1 protein-coding gene is annotated in these 327 nt (G+C 72.2%); it reads left to right on the top strand.

Going from position 1 to position 327, the window contains the following annotated elements; translation table 11 throughout:
* Positions 1-141: 141 nt before the first annotated feature.
* Positions 142-327, top strand: a 186-nt coding sequence (locus tag CCN72_RS37570; RefSeq protein ID WP_143664365.1) for a mycothiol transferase, incomplete at its 3' end; no start/stop codon positions are given.

The following is a 327-nucleotide window of genomic DNA, read 5'->3' as shown; positions in this document are numbered from 1 at the left end:
TCGCGTGCGCGGCGGGGTCGTTCAGCACCGAGGTGCCGGACCGGGCGCGGATCCGGGCGGGCGTGCGGGAGTTGCTCGCGGGGATGCTGGGCCGCTGAAATCCCCTGGCCACGGCGGTACTCGACCGGTGAGGATGAGGGCATGACGAGCGAGCGCGACGAACCCGCCCTGAACGCCGGCGAACGCGAGATGCTGGAGGGCTGGCTGGACTTCCACCGCCGGACCCTGATCGCGAAGTGCGAGGGACTGACCGACGAGCAGCTGCGCACCGCCTCGGTGCCGCCCTCGGAGCTGACCCTTCTGGGGCTGGTGCGGCACATGGCCGAG

The organism is Streptomyces murinus, assembly GCF_002154555.1.
GTDB lineage: Bacteria > Actinomycetota > Actinomycetes > Streptomycetales > Streptomycetaceae > Streptomyces > Streptomyces murinus.
Note: the sequence above shows the minus strand (reverse complement) of the source record. Positions and strands in the feature narration are given on the sequence as shown.